This is a genomic window from Actinomycetota bacterium, assembly GCA_036280995.1.
Lineage (GTDB): Bacteria > Actinomycetota > CALGFH01 > CALGFH01 > CALGFH01 > CALGFH01.
This window is the reverse complement of the sequence record DASUPQ010000761.1, coordinates 1-4,642: the sequence shown is the minus strand read 5'-3', so window position 1 is coordinate 4,642 and position 4,642 is coordinate 1. Positions and strand designations below refer to the sequence as shown.

Annotated in this window: 4 protein-coding genes; all 4 read left to right on the top strand. The window is 72.4% G+C overall.

Annotated features, from left to right (window positions below; translation table 11 throughout):
- Nucleotides 1-251: 251 nt before the first annotated feature.
- Complete coding sequence (locus VF468_25420; protein ID HEX5881627.1) at nt 252-518, top strand: DUF2277 domain-containing protein; 267 nt, start codon at nt 252-254, stop codon at nt 516-518.
- A 53-nt stretch (nt 519-571) separates the two neighbouring features.
- A complete protein-coding gene (locus tag VF468_25415; protein HEX5881626.1) occupies nt 572-1,831 on the top strand; it encodes an MFS transporter in 1,260 nt (419 codons plus the stop codon).
- Nucleotides 1,832-1,886: 55 nt separating this feature from the next.
- Complete coding sequence (locus VF468_25410; GenBank protein ID HEX5881625.1) at nt 1,887-2,501, top strand: ScbR family autoregulator-binding transcription factor; 615 nt, start codon at nt 1,887-1,889, stop codon at nt 2,499-2,501.
- Between the two features lie 82 nt (nt 2,502-2,583).
- Nucleotides 2,584-4,642, top strand: a 2,059-nt coding sequence (locus VF468_25405; protein ID HEX5881624.1) for an MMPL family transporter, incomplete at its 3' end; no start/stop codon positions are given.

Here is a 4,642-nt window from a genome sequence, read left to right as displayed (position 1 = left end):
GCCGCCGCCAGCAGCATCAGCGGCCGCTGGATCAGCACGACCAGCAGCACCAGGAGCACGGCGACCGGGACCAGGAGCGCCACCACCGCGCTCACCCGGCGTCCCAGGGGTACCGACTTCATCTGCGCCTCCTCCGCCGACCGTTGCATCTTGGCCGGGTCGGGCGAGCAGGGCAAGCCGTCGTCCGGAGGGCCCGGTAGGCTCGTTGCGGTCGGACGAATCCGAGGAGGACAGCGGGAGGAACCGGGATCATGTGCCGCAACATCACCACCCTGCGGGGGCTGGAGCCGCCCGCCACCAGCGAGGAGATCGAGGCCGCGGCCCGCCAGTACGTCCGCAAGGTGAGCGGCGTGACCCGCCCCAGCCCGGCCGCCGAGGAGGCGTTCGAGCAGGCGGTGACCGCCGTGGCCCGGGCCACGGCCGAGGTGCTCGCCGAGCTGCCCCCGCGGCGCCAGCCCCCGAAGGCTGACCCGCCGCTGCGCCGCCCCGAGGTGCGCGCCCGCATGGCCGGTCGCTGAGGCGGATCGCCCGGTTCTGGAATGTCCGGGGCCGGCGGTAGGTTCAGCGGACCATGAACCCTGAGCCGCGAAGCGTCCAGCGCGTCTACCTCGTGCTCATGCTGTTCAACACCCTGGCCGCCTCGTTCATCTGGGGCATCAACACGCTGTTCCTGCTGGACGCCGGGCTCAGCGCCACGGCCGCGTTCACCGCCAATGCCCTGTTCACGGCCGGCATGGTCCTGTTCGAGGTGCCGACCGGGGTGGTGGCCGACACCTGGGGCCGCCGCGCCTCCTACCTCCTCGGCTCGGTCAGCCTGGCCATCTCCACCGCCCTGTACTGGCTGGCCTGGCAGGTGGAGGCCCCGTTCTGGGCCTGGGCGGCCACCTCGGTCCTGCTCGGGCTGGGCTTCACCTTCTTCTCCGGCGCGACCGAGGCCTGGCTGGTCGACGCCCTCAAGTTCACCGGCTTCAAGGGCAACCTCGAGTCGGTGTTCGCCAAGGGCCAGATCGTCGCCGGGGCGGCCATGCTGTCCGGCTCGGTCCTGGGCGGGCTGGTCGCCCAGTGGACCAACCTGGGGGTGCCCTACATCCTCCGGGCGCTGGCCCTGGTCGTGACCTTCGTGGTCGCCTTCGTCTTCATGCGGGACTGGGGCTTCGTCCCCAAGCCGGGCAAGCATCCGGTGCGCGAGATGGGCCAGGTGCTGCGCGGCTCGGTGCATTTCGGCCTGGGGAACCCGCCGGTCCGCTGGATGATGCTGGCGGCGCCGTTCAGCTTCGGCGTCGGCATCTACGCCTTCTACGCCATGCAGCCGTACCTGCTGGAGCTCTACGGCGACGAGCAGGCCTACAGCATCGCCGGCCTGGCCGCGGCCATCGTCGCCGGCGCGCAGATCATCGGCGGCATGGCGGCGCCGCGGGTCCGGCTGCTGTTCCGCCGGCGGACCTCGGCCATCCTGGGCGGCCTTGTGCTCGAGGGCGGCCTGCTGGTCCTGCTCGGGCTCACGACGGCGTTCTGGGTCGCGGTCGGGTTGCTGGTGCTGTGGGGATTGACCGCCGCCGCCACCCTGCCGATCCGGCAGGCCTACATGAACGGCCTGATCCCGTCCGAGCAGCGGGCCACCGTCCTGTCCTTCGACAACCTGCTCGGGTCGAGCGGCGGCGTGGTGATCCAGCCGGCGCTGGGCAAGGTGGCCGACGTCTGGAGCTACTCCACCTCCTACCTGGTCGCGGCCGGCGTGCACCTGATGGGGGTGCCATTTGTGGCGCTGGCCCGCCGGCAGCGGGCGAGCGCGGACCCGGTCGAGGTCGAGCCGGCCCAGCAAGGGGGTTGACAGACCGACCGGTCGGTTTTAATCTCCGGCGGAACGCGACCTCTGGAGGAACGGCATGACGCTGGCGCCGACGGCCACGGACCGGGGCGGGGAGACCCGCCGCCGCATCCTCGAGGTCGCCGCCGAGGCGTTCGCCGACCGGGGCTACGCCGGCACCTCCCTGAACGACGTCCTCAAGGCCAGCGGGGTCACCAAGGGCGGCTTCTACTTCCACTTCCCGTCCAAGGAGGCGCTGGCCCTGGCCACCCTCCGCCAGAAGCAGGAGCAGTGGGCGGGCGTGGTGATGGCGGCCGTGATGCGCCGCTCGCGCGCCGTCGAGCAGCTCGACGCCATGGTCGAGGCCCTCTGCGACCTGCACGAGCAGGACCCCGCCTGCCGGGCCATCAGCCGGCTCTGCACCGAGCTGGGCGACGAGCACCCCGGGCTGCGCCCTGAGCTGGGCACCCAGCTCACCATGTGGATGGACATGGTCGCCTCGATCCTCCGCAAGGGCCAGGACGAGGGCGACATCCGGCCCGACGTCGAGCCGCAGGTCGCGGCCGAGATCGCCGTCGAGTCCTTCATCGGCCTGGAGACCGTCTCCGAGGCCCTGACCGCCCGGTCCGACCTGCGCCGCCGGGCCCGGGACTTCCGCGACCTGTGGTTCGCGGCCATCTGCCAGCCATCCTGACAGCCATGCCGCCATTTCCCGCGAACGCGTACGAGCACGGAATATACCAACCGGTCGGTTTTGACCGGACGGGGGAGGAACGATGAACAGCCTGCTGGGACGACTCGGTGCCTTCACCGTCCGGCGCCGCTGGTGGGTCATCGGCGCCTGGGTGGTGCTGCTGGCCGTCATGGGGAGCTACGCCTCGGGGCTGACCGACCGCCTCGGCTCCGGCGGGTTCGAGGTCCCCGGGTCCCAGTCGCTGGCCGTCCAGCGCGACCTGGAGCAGCGCTTCGCCAACCAGTTCCCGACCACCGCCCTGATCACCGTCCACGACGACGCCCGGACGGTCGACGATCCCGCCTTCCGGGCGGTCGTCGAGGGCATCGCCACCCGGGTGCAGGCGGTCCCGAACGTCGGCGGGGTGGAGTCGTTCGTCTCCAGCGGCAGCCCGGCCTTCGTCTCACCCGACCGGCGCACCACCTACCTGGTCGCCGGCCTCTCCGGCGACCAGAACACCCAGCTCGACACCGTCCCCGAGGTCGCGGCGGCGGCCCGCGAGGGCGTCCCGGCCGGGGTCGAGGTCGAGACCGGTGGGGGTGCCGCGTTCTACGAGCGCATGAACGAGATCTCCCGCCACGACCTCGAGCAGGCCGAGCGGGTCAGCTTCCCGATCACCCTGGTCGTCCTGCTGCTGGCCTTCACCAGCCTGGTCGCCGCCGGCCTGCCGATCATGCTCGCCCTGGTCAGCCTGGGCGTGACCCTCGGCGTCCTGTACTTCCTGGCCGGCGTCACCGACATGAACGTCTACGTCACCAACACCGCCTCCATCGTCGGCATCGGCGTCGGCATCGACTACGCCCTGTTCGTGGTCACCCGCTTCCGCGAGGAGCTGCGCCGGGGCCGGTCGGTGGCCGAGGCCGTCCCGGTCACCCTGGCCACCTCCGGCCGGGCCGTGGCCCTGTCCGGGGCCACCGTGATCGTCGCCCTGGCCGGGATGTTCCTGGTCGACATCCAGGCGTTCCGCTCCATGGCCATCGGGTCGATGAGCGTGGTCGCGGTGGCCGTGCTGGCCGCCATCACCCTCCTGCCGGCCGTGCTCAGCCTGGTCGGCCACTGGGTCGACCGCCTGCGGATCCCGGTGCTGCGCCCGCGGGCCACCGAGGGCGAGGGCTTCTGGCACCGCTGGGCGGTCCGGATCATGCGCCGCCCGTGGGCGTTCATGGCCGCCGCCCTGGTCGTGCTGGTGGTGCTGGCCGTGCCCTTCGCCGGCATCCGCCTGGGCCAGCCCGGCGCCAGCATCCTGCCCGCCGACGAGAGCCCGCGGCTGGCCACCGAGCGCCTGGCGGCCGAGTTCGGGGCCGGCGTCACCGGTCCCATGGAGATCCTCGTCGACACCCCGGGCGGGGCCGGGACCCAAGCCAACCTGGAGCGGGTGGACCGGCTCACCCGGGCCCTCCAGGGCGACGGGGCCGTGGCCGGCGTGCAGAGCCTCACCTCGGTCCTGCCCCGGGCCGACCTGGACGCCTACACCCGGCTGTACGCGGGCGGCCTGAACGGCGTCGACCCCGAGCTGGCCCCGGCCGTTGCCGGGCTGGCCAACTGGGACCGGGGCGCCGACCTGGCCCGCATCACGGTCGTGACCAGGGAGGAGCCCGAGTCCGAGGCGGCCGAGGGACTGCTCGACCGGGTCCGCGACGAGCTCGTCCCGGCCGCCGGCCTGGCCGGGCAGGCCAGGGTCGGCGGGTCCACCGCCCTCAACGTCGACCTGGCCCGCGAGATCTCCGGCCAGCTCCCGGTGGTCGTCCTCTCCGTCCTGGCCCTGTCGTTCGTCCTGCTGGCCATGGCCTTCCGCTCGCTGGTGCTGCCGCTGCAGGCGATCGCCATGAACCTGCTGTCGGTGGGCGCCGCCTACGGGCTGATCGTGGCCGTGTTCCAGTGGGGCTGGGGCGAGTCGCTGCTCGGCTTCACCTCCCAGGGCCACATCGAGGTCTTCGTGCCCCTGTTCCTGTTCTCGATCCTGTTCGGGCTGTCCATGGACTACGAGGTGTTCCTGCTCAGCCGGATCCGGGAGGAGTACCTGCGCACGGGCGACAACGAGCTGGCCGTGGCCCGCGGGCTGGAGAGCACGGCCCGCACGATCACCTCGGCGGCGCTGGTCA

Bases quoted from the DNA above. Each gene is read 5' to 3' on its own strand.
- VF468_25420 (HEX5881627.1), top strand. From the start codon at position 252: ATGTGCCGCAACATCACCACCCTGCGGGGGCTGGAGCCGCCCGCCACC.
- VF468_25415 (HEX5881626.1), top strand. From the start codon at position 572: ATGAACCCTGAGCCGCGAAGCGTCCAGCGCGTCTACCTCGTGCTCATG.
- VF468_25410 (HEX5881625.1), top strand. From the start codon at position 1,887: ATGACGCTGGCGCCGACGGCCACGGACCGGGGCGGGGAGACCCGCCGC.